The following is a 16,137-nucleotide window of genomic DNA, read 5'->3' as shown; positions in this document are numbered from 1 at the left end:
TATTTATCGTTAAAGAAACCTCAGCAGATGCCGATTAATTAAAAACGATCAAAAAAACGAAGAATTGTGGAGTAATTATGGAGATTTTAATTATACGTGCTCATTAATAAAAATAATGACGTAACGCACAGTGATAATATTCACCTCTTTTCCCTCGCCATCCCGCGTGTTTAGCGGCCCTAACGCAACACACAGCAATAAATAAACGCTGCATTCATAGATGCATGTAATAAATGACTGGCTATTTATCGATAACGTCACTTGACCTTAACTGACCGCCACCGACAGTATATAAGGAAATTCTCATTTAAAGCGGAATGCGGAAATTAATATTAAGACACACCGTCCGCTTTAACGCGAAACCCTGTTCGCGAATAAAAGAGAAAACAACAACCGCGTGCTTATATTAGCGCATATTCAACACATCGGAGTCAGGCAAATACTATGTATGATGATTTAGGTTCTTTGGCTGAAAAACTGAAGATGTCCGGTGTTTCTTTCCAGGAAATGAGTGATGAAGATGGTGCAACAATGCAAGCAGTAACCACAACAGCAGCCACATCCGGGGTCAATGACGACATACAGGGCGCCGCGCTTGCGGCAACACCGGCGAGCCACAAAGAAGCCAACCAGGCCAGCGCACCGGCAGGCGTTCCGGCTAACACCCTTTCCTGGCCTAAAAATAAACCGGTACCGGTGCCCGCCCCTGACGCGTTTAGCACACCGGCTAACGGTATCCTGGAGAGCGTGGCCGCCCTTCACCGCCCGGCGGATGTAGACGTTCGCGAGCGCAATCCAGTCCGGCTGGATATGTTATTTTCCGTCATTGGCAAATAATACCGCTCTGCCATGTGAGATCTTCACCTGGTAATAATAACGCACGATTTTTCATGGCCTGCGGCCCGGTAAACAGTAGCGATTTTTAACTGGCCGGATAAATCTGTCTCGTCATGAATTTTAACTGGTAACCGGCAGACAATGTCGTACCGGTATGCCTTTATTCTTTTCTGTGCAAGATGATAACAACATGAAAAAAATCATCGGAATTATTTTCACGCTGATGCTGCTGTTATTATCGCTGCTGGTAGTGATTACTCCCATGAGCAGCGATAAACAATACCTCTTTGGCCTTAGCGTGATGGCAGCGGTATTTATCCTGGGAAGAGTGAAAAGCAAAAAAGCCGTACTGGCAATGCTTTCCCTCTCCGTATTGATGTCGACACGTTATATTTGGTGGCGCGCCACGACAACGCTGCATTTTGATTCGACGGTAGAGATGCTGCTCGGCAGTTTACTGTTTGCTGCGGAAATTTACTCGTGGACGATTTTACTGCTGGGTTATATTCAAATGGCGTGGCCATTAGAACGCCCGATTGCGCCTTTACCGGCAGATAAATCAACCTGGCCGACCGTCGATATTTATGTCCCCTCATATAATGAAAGTCTTGAGGTTGTTCGCGATACGGTTCTGGCGGCGCAGTGTATCGAATATCCGCAAGATAAAGTGAAGGTTTATATTCTTGACGACGGAAAGCGCGATGAATTCCGCGATTTCGCCGCGGAAGCGGGCGTTGGGTATATTACCCGCCCGGATAACAGCCACGCCAAAGCCGGTAATCTCAACCACGCGATGACCATCACCCATGGGGAGCTTATCTGCGTGTTCGATTGCGACCACGTGGCAACGCGCGTGTTCCTGCAAGCCACGATTGGCGAGTTTTCCCGTGACGATAAACTGGCGCTGATCCAGACGCCGCACCACTTCTATTCGCTCGATCCATTTGAGCGCAACCTGACCGCGGCAAAGCGCGTTCCGCACGAAGGGGCGCTGTTCTACGGCCCGGTGCAGCAAGGCAATGACAACTGGAACGCCACGTTCTTCTGCGGCTCCTGTGCGGTGATCCGTCGTAGCGCGCTCAATGAAGTCGGCGGCTTTGCCGTGGAAACCGTGACTGAAGATGCGCATACCGCGCTGAAATTACAGCGTCGCGGCTGGAACACCGCGTTTCTGGATATTCCGCTGGCGGCGGGGCTGGCAACCGAGCGTCTGGCGCTGCATGTTAACCAGCGTATTCGCTGGGCGCGCGGCATGACGCAGATTTTCCGTATCGACAACCCGCTGTTAGGCCGTGGCCTGAAGCTGACGCAGCGCATCTGCTATCTCAACGCCATGCTGCACTTTCAGTATGGCCTGCCGCGCGTGGTCTTCCTGACCTCGCCGCTGGTGTTTATGTTGTTCAATCTGAACATTATTTCGTCGTCGGCAACGTTGATTTTCGCCTATGTATTGCCGCACCTGGTGCTGTCAACAATGGTCAACTCCCGCATTACCGGGCGCTACCGCTACGCGTTCTGGGGCGAAATTTACGAAACGGTGATGGCGTTCCACCTGATTCTGCCTACCTTGCTCAGCCTGATTTCACCACGTCTGGGCAAGTTCAACGTCACCGATAAAGGCGACCTGACCGACCGCGATTACTTTGACGCACACACGGTGCGCCCCTTGATCATCACCACCCTGCTGATGGTGGGCAGCATGATCTGGGTTGGCGTGCGCTACTTTATGCATGATTACGCCGGTATCGATCCGCGCGTGATCCTGTTCAACATCGCCTGGGGCACGTTCAGTACCATTATTTTGCTGGCCTCCATTGCGGTGGCGAAAGAGACCAAACAGATCCGCAAAACCATCCGTATTTACGCCCGCTTGCCGGTCACCGTGCTGTTCTCTGACGGTTCAAAAATGAAGACCCGCACCTTTGATATCTCGATGGGCGGCGCACGCGTAGCACTGGTAAAAGGCGAAGATATGAGCCACAAAACCCCGGTGCAAATTGAGCTGGGGCTGGGCGGCGAAATCGCCCATGTACCGATTCGCGCCGCCGGGACTGGCGTGGGCGATCTCCGTCTTGAGTTCGACACCGTGGCACTGAGCGAGCGCCGTAAGCTGGTGCGTGTGGTGCTCTCCCGCGCCGATGCCTGGTATCGCCCGCCGCATGCGCCAGACCGCCCGCTGGTATCGTTTATGGGAATTTTGCAGTGCGTGTATGAGCTGTTCTTTGGCCGCAAAAAATCCGTGAGTGGCTTTAACAGCCAAATGTCCACCGTGGCGAAAAAACAGGAAGAGGTTAACAATGCGCTTTAACCCCTTCACCCTGGCCGCCTTACTGGTGGGCGGCTTCAGCCCGCTCTGCGCCTTTACGGCCCAGAACGACGCGCTGCCGGAATTACCCCTGCCGGTCACGCTGCAAGACGCAAAACCGCAGCCGCAACCGACACCCGTGGCGGGCAGCAGCAACCAGGATATTGCCAGCACACTCAGCTTTGGCGATATGGGCGCAACCGGCGGTTTAACGCTCAGCGGTCAGCAGTTGCAAAACGGCGTGTCGTTCAACTTGCCGGGCGATCTGGTAATAACCAACGCGCATATCAATTTAAATGTGCAGGTTAATCGCAGCGATGTGAGCGGTGAAAACCTGCAATTGATGCTAAACGGCCAGCCGCTTGGCGCGATTCCACTCGATCAATTGCAGCAGGATAAAGGGGCCTGGAGCCTCGATGTGCCCGCGTCAATGATTGCCTCCAGCAATAACCTCAGCTTCCAGCTAAAAACCGGCGACGACATTATTAATAACGTCTGGAGCTGCCAGCGTGCATTACCCGCAGATTACAAAGTGACGTTGCAGCCGGAATCGTCGTTGAATTACCAGGGCTTATGGCTGAACGTGCGCAAAACCCTCGGCACATTCCCGCGCCCGTTCTTTGATGTGAAGCAGACCAAAGACCAGACCATTAGCATTGCTTACCCGGCTTCGCCAGATGCGGATGTACTCACCGCGTCGGCAATTGTCGCCTCGCAGTTTGGCGCATTGAGTAACGGCAAACCCAGCCGCTTTGAGGTGCAGTACGACACTCTGCCTGCGGGCAATGGCATCCTGATTGGCAAACCCGGTCAGACCATCGGGGGCGTTACCATTTCGCAGAGCAACGGCGCGGCGTTGCAGGTTATCGATAATCCGCAAAACCCGGCCTATAAGCTGCTGATCGTCAGCGGTCATAACGACATGCAGCTGCGCCAGGCCGCCTGGCGGCTGAACATACCGGCGCTGCCGGACAGCGACACGCTGGATGTTCCTGCCCTGAAAGTGGCACAACGCGCGGCTTATGATGCTCCGCGCTGGATCAATACCGAGCGTCCGGTGGCTATACGTTCCTTGCTCAACGATGAAGGCGCGCTGGTGGCGCACGGCGTCTGGCACGGCGAAAATCAGTTGCCGTTTCGCACCGCGCCGGATCTGTTCTTATGGGACGGTTCTGCCGTTCCCCTGCACCTGAACTACAGCTTTGCGCAGAAAAACTGGCTCGACGATCAAGCGTCGTTTCTCAATGTCAGCCTGAACGGCGAGTTTTTAAAACGCCTGCCGGTGAGCAAAGAGGGGTTACTGGCGCCAGTGCTGGCGACATTCGGTCTGTCGCACCGCCAGCAAAGCGCGGTGGTAAACATTGACCCACGGGCGATCCTCGGCAACAACCAGCTTGGCTTCTGGTTTGGCTTACAGGCGCAGAAAAATGCCCCGTGTAACGCGCTGGCGGATGAGAACATTCAGAGCCGCATTGACGGTGACTCGACACTCGATTTCAGCCGCGCCTGGCACTTTGGCAAGCTGCCCAATCTGGCCTGGTTTAGCAGCGCTATGTTCCCGTTCACTCGCCATGCCGACCTGGCACATACCACGGTGCTGATGTCTGCGCGCCCGTCCGCCGAGGATATCGCGCTGCTGCTAAACCTGATGGCGCAAGCCGGGCACGATACCGGCGTGGGCGTCAATTACCTGCACCTGTACACCGGCATGCCGGGGCAGGAAGAGGCGCAAGCGCAGCTTGCTGACAGCGACATTCTGGCGATTGGCAGCCTGAGCAACCGAGAGCTGCTTGCGCCCCTGCTGCAAAGCAGCGCTTTTACGCTCAACGAAAACACGCTCGAAGTGATGACCGCCAGCGTGGTCAACCGGGTGCTGTCACTGCTGAGCGGCGACCAGCCACGCACGGACATGGACGCTGCCGAATACCTGCTTGATACCAACCAGTGGCGTGGCCTGCTGAGCCTGCGCTCGCCGTGGAACGCGCAACGCGTCGTCGTGATTGCCACCGGCACGGACAACCAGCAACTGGCTTTACTGCCAGCGGACATGAGCAAACCGGCGTTTCTCGCCAATGCCAGCGGGGACTTCACCGCCATCAGCAATGCGGGCGACGTGCGAAGCTGGCGCGTGGGCGAGCAGTTCACCAGCGGCAATCTGCCGGGCTACATGAAAATTTTGTGGTTTGCCAGCGAGCACATCTTCTGGCTGGTCATCCTTGCCTGCCTGATTGCCGCCGTCACCGGCCCGATGTTGTTTAACGCGTTACAGCGCCATGCCTACCAACGCTTGCAGGATAAGACGAAGAAATGAATACGCGTAAACCACTGACGCACGCCTTTTATCTGCTCTGCCTGCTGGGGGCTTGCCACCCGGCGGTAGCGGCGGAAAGCACCGATGCGAACGCCAATGACGCGGCGGTGAAAAAACTGCTGGCACAGGCCAGTTACTGGCACAGCAAAGCTCACGACGAAATGGCTATCGAAGCGCTGCAAAAAGTGCTGGCGGCAGATGACAAAAATATCGACGCCATGTATCTGCTGGCGCTCTACTCGTTGCAGCAAGGCAATATTCAGCAGTCGGAAATCTGGCGGAAAAAAATCGCCGAACTCTCGCCGCAAGATCCGCGCCTCAACGCACTGAACAGCGCCAGCACGCTGCGCAATATCCCGCAGGACAAGCTCACTGCGGCCCGCCAGCTGGCAAGCCGTGGGCAGATTAAAGAGTCGATTGCCGCCTGGCGCGCGCTGTTTAACGGCAACCCGCCGCCGGACGATGTGGCGCTGGAGTATTACCAGACGATGGCAGGCGACAGCGCCAGCTGGTCAGAAGCGGTTGCCGCGATGCGCCAGCGCGCCAGCGTGATGCCGGATGATGTGCCGACCAGACAGGCGCTGGCGATGGCGCTTACCTACCAGGAGCCGACGCGCCGGGAAGGGATTGCGCAGTTGAGTCGCCTTGCGCCGGACGATAAAAACGCCGACAAAGCGCTGCAACAAGCGCTGCTGTGGCTCGACGCCAAAGCGGGCGATCTCCCGGCCTACACCGCGTATGCGCAGCGCCACCCGGAAGATAGCGCGCCGATGGATCACTACCGCAAAAGCGTGGAGGGAGATGCCACCAAAGCCGGGTTCGACGCGCTAAACGGCGGCGATTTGGGCGGCGCGAAAGATAAGTTTGCCGAAGCGCTGCAAACCCGCGCCAATAACGGCAACGCGCTGGCCGGAATGGGTTACGTCGCGCTGCGACAGAATAATTTCAGCGATGCGGAAAAATTCCTGCGCCGCGCCTCCCAGGAGGACACCACCAACCCGAACAGCGTGCAATGGGCGAAAGACGCTGATAACGCACGCTTTTACGGCGCGCTCGGCCAGGCGCGCAGCCTGAGCCAGAAAGGCAGCTACGATCAAGCGCTGGCAAGCCTTGAGGGCAGTAATACTCACGACGACAGCCAACAACTGGCGGCAGAGATGCTGCGCGCCGACATCCTGCGCCGCCAGGGAAAATTGCCGCAAGCGGAAGAGGTTTATCGCAAGCTGCTGGCCGAACGCCCGCAAAATACCGATATCCGCACTGGCCTGTGGTGGGTATTAAAGCAGCAAAACAAGCAAACCGAAGCGGACGCCATGCTGCGCACCCTGCCCGCCAGCCTGCGCACCCGCTTTGCCGCCGTCGGCGATAACGGCGACGGCGAACGCAAAGCCGCGCAGTCGGCACTGGAGGCGGGCAACAGCTCACGCGCGATGCAAATTTTACAGGCGGCGTCCGGTAAATATCCGCAAAACGTCTGGCTGCAACTCGACTATGCGCGCGTCCTGCGCAAAGCCGAACAGAAACAGCAAGCCGCAACGGTGATGGCTGCCGTTACCACACGCAATAACACCAGCAAAGAGGCGCTGTATGCCGCTGCGGTTTTCGCCGCCGAAGAGAGCGACTGGTTACGCGCGCAAAGTCTGCTCGCCCGCGTACCGCGCAGCAGCTACAGCGCCGATATGACAGCGCTCAGCACGCGCGTACAAACCAACCAACAACTGGATATTGCCCGTAACTATTTACGGCTCGGTAATGCTGCTGCCGCGCGTAACTCGCTGCTGGCGCTGCAACGTAACCCGCCGCAAACGCCGGTCGATGTTGGCCGTCTGGCAGAACTGTTAATGCAAAGTGGTGACAGCAGCGGCGCGCTGCAATTAGTGCGGGAAAACCAGGCACAGGGGCTGCACGGTTCGGTGGTCGATTACGCCGGGCAGATCCGCGTACTCAATCAGGCCGGACAGTTCGCCGAAGCGGAGAGCATTCTCAACGCCCCGGCACTGCAAAACGGCACCAGCCAGCAGGAGATGAACAATATCCGCACCGGCAGCCTGATCGCCCGCGCCGACCGCCTGCGGGAAAAAGGACAAATTGGCAAAGCGTGGAATCTGCTCATGCCGGAGCTGCAACGCAACCCGACCAATACGGATTTGCTGCTGGCGGTGGGACGCATTTACCAGGCCGATCACATGGATGACAAAGCCACTGAGATCTACCAGTACGTGCTGCGCAAATCCCCGCGCGATAAACAGGCGCTGACCGGGCTGGTAAACCTGGCGCTGGCGCGTGGCGATAACGATGCGGCGCGCCGGGCGTTCTCCACGCTTGAGCCGAGCCAGGATGCCGATTACATGCTGCTGGCGGCGCGTGTCGCCGCCGCTAATGGTGAAAACCAGCGCGCCATGTCGCTGCTGCGCACCGCCCAGTGGCGTCTGCAACAGGGGGATGAGAACGACAATGACGAACTCAGCGCCGTGATGTCCCTGCCCTCGCCGACGCGCCAGGCGCAGTTAACGGCAATGAGCGGCATCAACAGCATGATGCGCGATTTACAGGAAAAGAGCGCCACATGGACCAGCGCGGGCGTCTCGCTGCGTAGCCGTAATGGAGAATCCGGCCTTGGTGCGCTGGATGAAGTGCAGGCGCCGATGATCCTCTCCGGTGCCATTGGCGACGCCACGCGCCTGAGCCTGAATGTCACACCGGTATCGCTCAATGCGGGAGAGATGTCTGGCGAGGCGGCGAACCGCTTTGGTTCCGGGGCGCTGGAGCATGCGGAAAAACTGGCGGAAGCGGCGGCAAGCACCTCAACTACCACCAGCTCGACGAATGCCGCTTCTCAGGGCAGCCAGCAGGCGAACGGCGTTGCCGCCAGCCTCAGCATGAGCGGCGACAACTATAAGCTGGATATCGGCAGCACGCCGACCGGCGGCGAGTTCACCCGGCTGGTAGGCGGCGTGGAGTGGAGCCCGAAACTGACACAAAACAGCTCGCTGAACCTGAAAGCAGAACGCCGGGCGGTGACCGACAGCCTGCTCTCTTATGTCGGCGTGAAGGATAAAAGCACCGGTGAGAGTTGGGGCGGCATCACCCGCAATGGCGTGTCGGCACAATTCGCCTGGGACAACGAGTTAATCGGGCTTTACAGCAAGTTAGGTTTCGACACCTATGTTGGCACCAACGTACCGACCAACCACGCGGTGAGCGCGCAGGCGGGCAGCTATTTACGTCCGTGGAAAACCGCCGACAGCGAGCTGAAAGTCGGGGTTAACGTCAACTACATGAACTTTGACCGTAACCTCAGTTACTACACGCTCGGCCAGGGCGGTTATTTCAGCCCGCAAGATTTTATGGCGGTTTCGCTGCCGGTCACGCTGACGCGCCATCTTAACGACTGGGATCTGACGCTCAACGGCGCGGTGGGTTACCAGTCTTACAAACAGAGTAAGAGCGACTATTTCCCCGGCCACAGCAGCCTGCAGTCGCAGTTAAACAGCTACGCCAGCGACGATGACGATGTGGATGCGGTTTACAAAGCCACCTCGAAAAACGGCATTGGCTACACGTTGGGCGTAGATGCGCGCTACCACCTCAGCGATAACCTGGCTCTGGGTGCGAACTTAGGCTATGACACCTTCGGCAGTTATAACGAAGGTAAAGCGTTGTTTTATTTCAAATATTACGTCGATCAAGATAAATAACCCGTGGGACAGATGATGTTTAGCAATCAGGACACTTATTTACAACGCAATTATCAGGCTGGCTGGCATGACCTGGTGTATCTGTTTTTTAACGAATACACCGAAGGCCGTGGCGATAAAGATCCCGACGCCCTGAGGCGTATCGGCCAGATGATGGCTCAGTGGTATCCCATTGATAGCGCCGCCACGGTGAGCGAACTGGAAGCCAGCATTAACCGGGTGCTGGAACTGTTCAACTGGGGCTTTGTGAAAATGGCACCGGCGCAGCGCGAACTGATCCTGCTGCATTGCGCCTGGCCGCACGCGCCGGAGTACCGCGACGAAGCGGGCTGGCGCCGCGCCAGTGCGTATGTGCTGGAAGGAGCCTACTCCCAGTGGCTGGTATCGCAGGGTGCGGGCAACCAGGTACCGGTACGCTGGAAAGACAACGCCACGGAAGATGTACTGATTTTCCGCTACGCCATCGGCGAATAAGTACACAAAGGCATGAAAACTCTATATCAACGATCAGGTGATCATCATGGTGAATGAAATTATGGTTTCAGGCAGGAAACTTGAAATCGAAGCCGTTAATTATATGGAGGATAATGCCTTTGTTTCGCTGGTGCTCGACACCGCCGGGCGACTGATTCACGCCAGCCCGTTCTTTTATCAGCTCACCGGCTTTACGCCGGATGAAGTGACAGGCCAGGTGCTATTTCAGACCGCGGGCGACGAAGCGGAAATCTCGCTGACGGCGGCGATAAATATTGCCAAAACCACTGGCGATAATTGGCAGGGAGAAATATCCCAGCGTAAAAAGAGCGGTGAAATTGTCTGGCTCGATACCCGCTTAATGCCTAAGCGAGATGAGCGCGGTGAAATATTCGCGTTTATTTTGTTGGGCTTTGATATTACCCGGCATATGGCGATTCGCGAGAAATTACATTTTCGCGCTCACAACGATGCATTAACCAAAACGCTAAATCGCCAGGGCTACTATATTCGCAGCCGTAAGAAAATCCGCGCCGCCAATGCGCGCGGGGCGCAGATTGTGGTGGCGATCCTCGATCTCGATAATTTTAAAAACATTAACGACGACCTGGGTCACGCCGCCGGTGACGAAGTGCTGCGCTGTTTTATCAGCCGGGTGAAACAGTGCATTTCTCGCGGCACGCTGCTTGGCAGGCTTGGCGGCGATGAATTTGCGCTGACGTTCATTGAAGGCGTCGACGAACCCGCGGGTCGCGGCGTGTTGCAATTAATTGTCGAAGCCACCCGCCAGCCGATGTATTTGCAATACCTGCAACAGACGGTGGAATTATCGGTCAGTATTGGTGTTGCCAGTTATCCTGAACATGGACCGAATTTTTCTTCCATTTTAAAAGCCGCCGATACCGCCCTTTATAAAGTGAAGGCGCGAGGTGGTGATAATTATATTAACTACCAGGTTCCAGGCATTAATGAATCGGGTGGCATCATTAACACCGTTGTGTGTTGATATTTAAACAGCAATAAAAAAACAGGAAATAACTATGTTAAAGGCTGTAATCCCAGTGGCAGGCCTCGGCACGCGTATGCTTCCGGCAACCAAGGCTATTCCGAAAGAGATGTTACCCATCGTCGATAAGCCGCTTATCCAGTATATCGTGCAGGAGTGTTACGCCTGCGGGATCCGCGAGATCGTGCTGGTGACGCACTCGTCTAAAAACGCCATTGAAAACCACTTCGACACCTCTTTTGAGCTGGAGTCGCTGCTGGAATCGCGCGTGAAAAACCAGCTGCTGGAAGAGGTGCGCACCATCTGCCCGGCAGGGATGAACATTATGCATGTGCGCCAGGGTCAGTCGAAAGGTCTTGGTCACGCGGTGCTGTGCGCCGAGCCGCTGATTGGCGATAACGATTTTGTCGTCGTGCTGCCGGATGTGCTGATCGACGATAGCCAGTGCGATATGGCGCAGGACAATCTGGCAGCGATGATCAGCCGCTTTACCACTACCGGCGCCAGCCAGTTAATGATCGAGCAGGTTAATCACGACGATGTTTCACGTTATGGCGTGGTGGATTGCGGCGGTGAAAACCTGCCCGCCGGTGGTTTTGGCCAGGTACAGGGCATGGTGGAAAAACCGCCGGTCGATGAAGCGCCATCTGATATGGCGGTGGTCGGTCGCTATGTGTTGTCGAAAGCGATTTGGCCGCTGCTGCATAAAACGCCGGTAGGCGCTGGCGGCGAAATTCAACTGACCGATGCTATCGCTATGTTGCTGACCCGCGAGCCGGTTGAAGCCTATGCCCTGACCGGCAAATCACACGACTGCGGCGACAAAATTGGCTATATGAAAGCGTTTGTGGAGTACGGCCTGCGCCACGCCGCGACCGGCCCGGCTTTCCGCCACTGGCTGCAGCATGAACTGGCGCTCAAGCCGGTGGCTGAGGTCGTTGAGCGCATCGCTGAAGCGGTGTAACGCCTGAGCACGTAACTGCCTATCTCTACCACAGGAAATCTCATGTTAAGAACCACCTGGCTCATGCCGTGTTTGTTACTGTCGCTGGCCATGACCGCTTTTTCAGCCCACAGCCAGGACAGTAACTGGGTGCTATTTAAGCAGAATTACCTGAGCCAGGATGGCCGCATTGTTGACCATGAAAATGGCGATATCAGCCATTCGGAAGGTCAGGGATATGGCATGTTACTGGCGGTAATAAACGACGATCCCGCCACGTTTGAAAAAGTGTGGCGCTGGACGCGCAACACCTTATTACGTCCGTCGTTGTGGCTGTTTGCCTGGCGTTACGATCCGAAGGCGCAGAAAGTGACCGATGAGAATAACGCCAGCGACGGCGATACGCTGATTGCCTGGGCCTTATTGCTGGCCGGTAATAAATGGCACGATCAGAGCTACCTGACGGCTTCGGATAATATTCAGGATGCGCTGATCAATTGCCTGATTATTGAGCAAGATTCCCGCTTGCTTATGTTGCCGGGGCTGAGCGGTTTTACCAAAGACGACGGCTACATTGTTAACCCCTCTTATTTTATTTTTCCGGCGTGGGAGAGCTTCTGGCGGCAGCGGCATAATGAGATTTGGCTTAAGTTAAAAAGGTCGAGTCTCGAATTGCTCAATAAAGCGCGCTTCGGTAAGCCGCAACTGCCCAGCGACTGGATTTTTGTTAAGAATAGTGGTGAAGTCATGCCTGCCGAAAACTGGCCGGCGCGATTTGGTTATGACGCGATTCGCATTCCGCTGTATCTAAGCCTCAGCGATACGCAAACGCATTCGATGGAGAATTTCCGTCATTATTGGGCTAATTATGCCCGCAGCACCACGCCTGCGTGGGTGAGTGTCTCCGACGACGAACGGGCGAGTTACGCGATGTCCGGCGGCATTCTGGCAGTGCGTGATTTAACGATGGACGACTATCAGCAAATGGATACATCTGTACGATCGGGCGAAGGTTATTATTTGTCCGTGTTGCACATGTTGTCGCTTTTTGCCGTCTCATTAAAAACGAAATAGTGGTAAAGCAGCAGTGCCGGCGCGGGATTGCGCAGGAGTCAGGCAGGAAGCTTCAAGCGCGAAATTAATAATAAAAACCATCAAATCTCATGTGCAAACATGAGGGGGAAAACCTGATGACTGAGTTGAAAACAATCACACGTCATTTGCACAGCACATTGTTACAGGCGGGTTCTCAGCAGAACGGAAACTTGCGCCCCGGGGAACACAATGAACATCCGTAATCTTGAGTACCTTGTCGCGCTGGCGAAACATCGCCATTTTCAGCGCGCTGCCGAGGCCTGTAATGTCAGTCAGCCAACGCTCAGCGCCCAGTTACGCAAACTGGAAAATGAGCTGGGCTTGCAGTTACTGGAACGTACCACGCGTAAGATCCGTTTCACACAAACCGGGTTGCGACTGGTTGAGCAAACCCAGGTGGTGCTGCGCGAAATTGAAGCGCTGAAAAATATGGCCAGCAGCAGCCATTATCAGAACCTGATGCAGACGCTGGATGTCGGTATTATTCCGACGCTCGCACCCTATATTTTTTCCCATCTCAATACGGTGTGCCGCGAAAATTTCCCGGAAATCGAACTGGAAATTCACGAAGCGCAAACCAACCAGTTGCTGCATATGCTGGAGTCGGACGCCATTAAATGCGCGATCATGACCTCCAATAAAGACACCAGCAAATATGTCGAGCTGCCGCTATTCGACGAACCGCTGGTGCTGGGCGTAAGCCATCAGCACCCCTATTCGCGAATGAACGAAATCGATATGGGGCATCTGAAGAATAACAAGATTTTGATGGTGGATGACGGCAACTGCCTGCACAGCCAGGTGCTGCGTTACTGCTATCAATTTGAGCTGGAGCCGGATTCACGCTTTGTCGCCATGCACCTGGAAACCCTGCGGCGCGGCGTGGCGTTTAATCGCGGCGTCTCTTTCTTTCCGCTGCTTTCCACGCAGCAGGGCGGCAACGAGAATATTCGTTATATTCGCTGCGTGAGCCCGGAGCCAAAACGTAAAGTGGTGCTGATTTTCCATCGCAGCGATCCGATGCGCAAGAAATATGAAATTCTGCGCAACGTCATTGCCCGCTATATGGAACGTTACCTTCTCGATTACAACGTTATGGCGTGAACTTAACCGCGCGGTTGTGGAATAGTCGCCGCCCGGCCTTTTTAATTTCACGACAATCACGCATCATGCGTGGTTGTCGTTTTTGCCATTAACCCCTGCATAATCTCGTCCGGCAATAACTTGCCACGGTGATACATCTCTTCAATAGCAAGCCACAGGCTGACCAGCATGATTGTATAGTCGGCAATCGGCGCAGGCGCATTCAGTTCTGCCATAAAAGGAAAGCGTGCAAGTAACTGTTCACTGTTTTCCGTGGTCACCGCGCCGTGATAATAGGGTGCAGCGAGCAGGCGGTACGCTTCCGATTCAGCAACAGACGAGGCCCAGGATAAACGCACCGCAATAGTCTCTACGAAAGGCGGGATCGGGATATTTTGCGCCGCCTGCGGATCCGGGGGCAAAGGCAGGTCCTGACCGAATGATTGAGTGTTCATTTTTTTCCTCGATGCCTGGCGAAACTCTATTCATCGACCAGTCTGGAAAATACTTTAGGAATATTATTTAAAATAGAGAATAACAGGAAAATTAGCTATGCGGATCGTCTTAAAACGTTAAAAAAATCATATAAAGCAAAAGGTTAATTCATGATCAATTATTGATGCCATCGATCTAAATATCCATTTTTCATTTATTTTATAAATTAAACGCCGCCTTGCTCAGGTTATTGTTGAATATTATTGAGCTTATTCCACCTGCAAGATGAAAATCTATCACATAATGAAGAAATGTGAGGTTCAGGATTATCTCAACAGCCTTGCTCTTTTCACATCATTACGATATGGATGCCGTGATACCTCTTTTTTTTGCGCCAAATACCACGCTTTCTTTCATCTATTTGAAGGATGGAAATGCTCTGGCCTATGCTCTGATCATGACACTTTTAACCCCACTGACGCTCATGACAGGAGCCGCACCTGATGGATCCGTTTCAGCAAATATTAAAATCAACGCTCGCCCGCACCGATGACGCTCCACCGGCCATCAAGCCCCAGGCATTGCTGGAAGCGGAGTTAAAACCGAGGATTGCCCACGTTGCAGTGGACGACTTCCTCTCGCTCGCCAAAGCGCGCAGAACTATTTATACCCTCGGCAAAGATTTGCCCATCGCCGAAGACGAGGTGGTGGAAATCATTAAAGAGGCTATCCGACAGGCGCCGTCGGCGTTTAACTCGCAGAGTTCGCGCGCGCTGATCTTGCTCGGTAAAGAGCACGATCGTTTCTGGGAGATGGTGCGCGATCAGCTGCGCAAAGTGATCCCGGCGGAGAGCTTTCATGCCACCGCCGATAAACTCGACGGTTTTGCCGCTGCGGCCGGTTCCGTGCTGTTTTTTGAAGATCAGGAAGTGGTCACTCACATGCAACGCCAGTACATCGCTTATGCCGATAATTTCCCCGTCTGGTCAGAACAGAGCAGCGGAATCGCCCAGTACGCGGTGTGGCTGGCGCTGGCGGAAAAGAGCATTGGCGCGAATCTGCAACACTACAACCCGTTAATTGATCTCGATGTTCGCGCCGCGTGGCAGATCCCGGAAAGCTGGAAGCTGCGCGCAGAAATGAATTTTGGTTCAATTGTCGCTGCCGCTGACGAAAAGAGCTATATCGACGACGATAAGCGCTTTATCGTCGCGAGATAACGATATTGATAAAGATATTGTCCGCTGAGCGGGCAATTCTTTTTCTCCGCCACGTATTGGTATTGTACAAATTTTGGCTAGATGGCATGCAAACACCTGCGTATACTACACACATCCATACACAGGAGGGGGACGTCATGCCTGCTACTGCAACTAAACAGCGAAACAAGCAAAATGTCAGCGTGACCGTCGAGCGCGACCTACTGGAACAAGCGCGCAAAGAAGGCATCAACCTTTCGCAAACGCTGGCGACCGCCTTGCAAGGTGAACTGCGCAATCTGGCAGCTGAGCGCTGGAAGCGCGAAAATGCCGACGCCATTGCCGATTTAAATGAGTTTATTGCCGAACGTGGCCACTTCTCGGATGAACACAGGAAGTTTTAATCCATGCAATATTCGGTTTATCGGAACAAAAGTAACAGCCGGAATTTCCCGTTTCTGCTGGATGTACAGAGCGATATTATCGGTAGCATGAACTCGCGGGTGGTGATCCCGCTCTGCCCACTGGCGGATTACAAAGATCGCCGCCGGGTTGAGCGGTTAAATCCGGTACTGGAGATCGAAGGGAACTCGTATTTGTTACTGACCCACGATCTTGCAGGCGTCAGCCTGGCGATTTTGGGTGAAGAGGTTTGCAGTATGCGCGCGCAGCGCGACGTTATCCGCAACGCGATGGATTTTATTTTTGACGGGATTTGAAGTGACTGAACATCTTAAATGCTCAGTCACTT

The 16,137-nt window shown here is 54.6% G+C and carries 13 protein-coding genes; 12 read left to right on the top strand and 1 reads right to left on the bottom strand.

The genetic code is table 11. The features are described from left to right. The first annotated feature begins 444 nt into the window (after positions 1-444). The 9 genes from JKP81_RS15460 (at position 445) to oxyR (ending at position 13,773) form a co-directional block, all read left to right on the top strand. A complete protein-coding gene (locus JKP81_RS15460; RefSeq protein ID WP_200552420.1) occupies positions 445-837 on the top strand; it encodes a hypothetical protein in 393 nt (130 codons plus the stop codon). A 190-nt stretch (positions 838-1,027) separates the two neighbouring features. Then, positions 1,028-3,145, top strand: a complete 2,118-nt coding sequence (gene bcsA / locus JKP81_RS15455; protein ID WP_200552419.1) for a UDP-forming cellulose synthase catalytic subunit — start codon at positions 1,028-1,030, stop codon at positions 3,143-3,145. Further along, on the top strand, positions 3,135-5,453 hold the full coding sequence (locus tag JKP81_RS15450; RefSeq protein ID WP_200552418.1) for a cellulose biosynthesis cyclic di-GMP-binding regulatory protein BcsB: 2,319 nt from the start codon (positions 3,135-3,137) through the stop codon (positions 5,451-5,453). The genes bcsA and JKP81_RS15450 overlap by 11 nt, the downstream gene beginning before the upstream one ends. Further along, positions 5,450-9,151, top strand: a complete 3,702-nt coding sequence (locus tag JKP81_RS15445) for a cellulose biosynthesis protein BcsC (protein ID WP_200552417.1) — start codon at positions 5,450-5,452, stop codon at positions 9,149-9,151. The genes JKP81_RS15450 and JKP81_RS15445 overlap by 4 nt, the downstream gene beginning before the upstream one ends. Before the next feature lie 12 nt (positions 9,152-9,163). Beyond that, on the top strand, positions 9,164-9,625 hold the full coding sequence (gene bcsD / locus JKP81_RS15440) for a cellulose biosynthesis protein BcsD (RefSeq protein ID WP_234455676.1): 462 nt from the start codon (positions 9,164-9,166) through the stop codon (positions 9,623-9,625). A gap of 46 nt (positions 9,626-9,671) precedes the next feature. After that, entirely contained in the window at positions 9,672-10,631 is a 960-nt protein-coding gene (locus tag JKP81_RS15435) for a sensor domain-containing diguanylate cyclase (RefSeq protein WP_200552416.1), read from the top strand. A 34-nt stretch (positions 10,632-10,665) separates the two neighbouring features. Then, a complete protein-coding gene (gene galU / locus JKP81_RS15430) occupies positions 10,666-11,595 on the top strand; it encodes a UTP--glucose-1-phosphate uridylyltransferase GalU (RefSeq protein ID WP_234455675.1) in 930 nt (309 codons plus the stop codon). Between the two features lie 42 nt (positions 11,596-11,637). After that, a complete protein-coding gene (locus JKP81_RS15425) occupies positions 11,638-12,648 on the top strand; it encodes a glycosyl hydrolase family 8 (RefSeq protein WP_200552415.1) in 1,011 nt (336 codons plus the stop codon). 210 nt (positions 12,649-12,858) lie between these two features. Next, complete coding sequence (gene oxyR / locus JKP81_RS15420; protein ID WP_200552414.1) at positions 12,859-13,773, top strand: DNA-binding transcriptional regulator OxyR; 915 nt, start codon at positions 12,859-12,861, stop codon at positions 13,771-13,773. A gap of 56 nt (positions 13,774-13,829) precedes the next feature. Here the strand turns inward: oxyR and JKP81_RS15415 are convergent, their stop codons facing one another. Continuing rightward, positions 13,830-14,207 carry a hypothetical protein gene (locus JKP81_RS15415; protein WP_200552413.1) on the bottom strand — a complete coding sequence of 126 codons (378 nt, stop codon included), beginning with the start codon at positions 14,205-14,207 and terminating at the stop codon, positions 13,830-13,832. A gap of 483 nt (positions 14,208-14,690) precedes the next feature. Between JKP81_RS15415 and JKP81_RS15410 the strand changes: the two genes are divergently transcribed. The 3 genes from JKP81_RS15410 (at position 14,691) to JKP81_RS15400 (ending at position 16,105) form a co-directional block, all read left to right on the top strand. Continuing rightward, complete coding sequence (locus JKP81_RS15410) at positions 14,691-15,407, top strand: nitroreductase family protein (RefSeq protein WP_234455674.1); 717 nt, start codon at positions 14,691-14,693, stop codon at positions 15,405-15,407. A gap of 137 nt (positions 15,408-15,544) precedes the next feature. Further along, a complete protein-coding gene (locus JKP81_RS15405; protein ID WP_200552412.1) occupies positions 15,545-15,790 on the top strand; it encodes a type II toxin-antitoxin system CcdA family antitoxin in 246 nt (81 codons plus the stop codon). A gap of 3 nt (positions 15,791-15,793) precedes the next feature. Then, positions 15,794-16,105, top strand: a complete 312-nt coding sequence (locus JKP81_RS15400) for a CcdB family protein (RefSeq protein ID WP_200552411.1) — start codon at positions 15,794-15,796, stop codon at positions 16,103-16,105. Positions 16,106-16,137: the final 32 nt, after the last annotated feature.

The sequence above is a fragment of the Kosakonia sp. LAM2021 genome (genome assembly GCF_016620385.1).
Lineage (GTDB): Bacteria > Pseudomonadota > Gammaproteobacteria > Enterobacterales > Enterobacteriaceae > Kosakonia > Kosakonia sacchari.
Note: the sequence above shows the minus strand (reverse complement) of the source record. Positions and strands in the feature narration are given on the sequence as shown.

Excerpts from the sequence above, each read along its gene's own strand:
- JKP81_RS15460 (WP_200552420.1), top strand. The coding sequence starts at position 445 with ATGTATGATGATTTAGGTTCTTTGGCTGAAAAACTGAAGATGTCCGGT.
- bcsA (WP_200552419.1), top strand. The coding sequence starts at position 1,028 with ATGAAAAAAATCATCGGAATTATTTTCACGCTGATGCTGCTGTTATTA.
- JKP81_RS15450 (WP_200552418.1), top strand. The coding sequence starts at position 3,135 with ATGCGCTTTAACCCCTTCACCCTGGCCGCCTTACTGGTGGGCGGCTTC.
- JKP81_RS15445 (WP_200552417.1), top strand. The coding sequence starts at position 5,450 with ATGAATACGCGTAAACCACTGACGCACGCCTTTTATCTGCTCTGCCTG.
- bcsD (WP_234455676.1), top strand. The coding sequence starts at position 9,164 with ATGATGTTTAGCAATCAGGACACTTATTTACAACGCAATTATCAGGCT.
- JKP81_RS15435 (WP_200552416.1), top strand. The coding sequence starts at position 9,672 with ATGGTGAATGAAATTATGGTTTCAGGCAGGAAACTTGAAATCGAAGCC.
- galU (WP_234455675.1), top strand. The coding sequence starts at position 10,666 with ATGTTAAAGGCTGTAATCCCAGTGGCAGGCCTCGGCACGCGTATGCTT.
- JKP81_RS15425 (WP_200552415.1), top strand. The coding sequence starts at position 11,638 with ATGTTAAGAACCACCTGGCTCATGCCGTGTTTGTTACTGTCGCTGGCC.
- oxyR (WP_200552414.1), top strand. The coding sequence starts at position 12,859 with ATGAACATCCGTAATCTTGAGTACCTTGTCGCGCTGGCGAAACATCGC.
- JKP81_RS15415 (WP_200552413.1), bottom strand. The coding sequence starts at position 14,207 with ATGAACACTCAATCATTCGGTCAGGACCTGCCTTTGCCCCCGGATCCG.
- JKP81_RS15410 (WP_234455674.1), top strand. The coding sequence starts at position 14,691 with ATGGATCCGTTTCAGCAAATATTAAAATCAACGCTCGCCCGCACCGAT.
- JKP81_RS15405 (WP_200552412.1), top strand. The coding sequence starts at position 15,545 with ATGCCTGCTACTGCAACTAAACAGCGAAACAAGCAAAATGTCAGCGTG.
- JKP81_RS15400 (WP_200552411.1), top strand. The coding sequence starts at position 15,794 with ATGCAATATTCGGTTTATCGGAACAAAAGTAACAGCCGGAATTTCCCG.